The sequence below is a fragment of the Streptomyces sp. NPDC090798 genome, from assembly GCF_044768965.1.
Classification (GTDB): domain Bacteria; phylum Actinomycetota; class Actinomycetes; order Streptomycetales; family Streptomycetaceae; genus Streptomyces.
Window position 1 is genome coordinate 1 of the sequence record NZ_JBIVXA010000066.1, and the last position, 1,544, is coordinate 1,544.

A 1,544-nucleotide genomic window follows, 5' to 3' on the forward strand; every position below is an offset into this window, starting at 1 on the left:
AGGGTGGTCGGGTTCGGGAGCGGTTGGGTGTGCGGGTGCGGCCCGAAGTGCTTCCGGTGTCTTACGCGCAGCGCCGACTGTGGTTCCTGGGACAGTTGGAAGGCGTGTCCGCGACGTACAACATCCCGCTTGTGCTGCGGCTGAGCGGGATGCTGGATGTGGAGGCGTTGCGGGCCGCGCTGGCGGACGTCGCTGACCGGCATGAGAGCTTGCGGACGGTGTTCCCGCAGGTGGACGGTGAGCCGCGGCAGGAGATTCGGCACGGCGCCGCGGGTGTCCCCGAGATCTGGACGGAATCGGTGTCTGCTGCCGACGTCGCATCGGTCGCGGGCAGCTTGGCGGGCAGGGGCTTCGACCTGGAGCGTGATCTGCCGTGGCGGGTGACGCTGCTCGACCTGGACGCTGCCGATGAGTGGGTTCTGGTGATGGTGGTCCATCACATTGCGGCTGATGGCTGGTCGATGGCTCCGCTCGCCAGGGACCTGTCGGAGGCGTATGCGGCCCGGAGCCTGGGTGTCGCGCCGGTGTGGGATGTGCTTCCGGTGCAGTACGCGGACTACACCCTGTGGCAGCGCGAGGTCCTCGGCGACGAGGACGACCCGGACAGCGTGATCGCTGCTCAGGTGGCGTACTGGAAGCAGACTCTGGCGGGCGTCCCTGAGCAGTTGGAGCTGCCGGTCGATTTCCCGCGTCCGGCGGTTGCTTCGCATGAGGGCGGTTCGGTCGGGCTACGTGTGCCGGCGGAAGTGCACGCCCGACTGGTGGAGCTGTCCCGCTCCTGCGGTGCGAGCGTGTTCATGACCGTGCAGGCCGCGCTGGCGGTGCTGTTGTCGAAGATGGGCGCCGGCGAAGACATCCCGATCGGGACCCCGGTCGCGGGACGCACCGATGACGCGCTGGACGACCTGGTCGGGTTCTTCGTGAACACGCTGGTCCTGCGGACCGATGTCGCTGGTGACCCGACGTTCCGGCAGGTGGTGGAGCGGGTGCGGGAGGCCGATCTGGCGGCATTCGCGCATCAGGATGTGCCGTTCGAGCGGCTGGTGGAGGTCCTCAACCCGGCCCGTTCCATGGCCCGGCACCCCCTCTTCCAGGTCATGCTCACCTTCCAGAGCGTCGCCGATCCGGAACTTGTCCTGCCTGGTCTGAGCGTTCGGCCGGAATCCGTTCAGGGTGCGGTGGCGAAGTTCGACCTGTCGTTCAGCCTGGGAGAGACCCATGGTGGCGGTGGGGAGCCTGCGGGTCTGGAGGGGCAGCTGGACTATCGGACGGATCTGTTCGCGGAGGGCACTGTTCGTGGCCTGGCGGAGCGTCTGGTGCGGCTGCTGGAGGCGGTCGTTGCTGCGCCCGACCAGTTGGTTCGTGACATCGATACGCTCGGTGCGGACGAGCGAGAGCTGATCCTGACCACGTGGAACGACACGGCTCGTGAGGTTCCGCATGTGACGCTGCCGGAGCTGTTCGAGGCGCAGGTCGTGAAGACGCCGGACGCTCTTGCTGTGGTGAGTGGTGGTGTTGAGCTCTCCTATGGGGAGTTGAATGGT

The 1,544-nt window shown here is 67.2% G+C and carries 1 protein-coding gene; it reads left to right on the plus strand.

Annotated elements, in window-relative coordinates; genetic code table 11:
• Positions 1 to 56 precede the first annotated feature (56 nt).
• Positions 57 to 1,544 (plus strand): condensation domain-containing protein (locus ACIQTP_RS46975; RefSeq protein ID WP_403412394.1); only part of this gene is annotated, 1,488 nt, incomplete at its 3' end.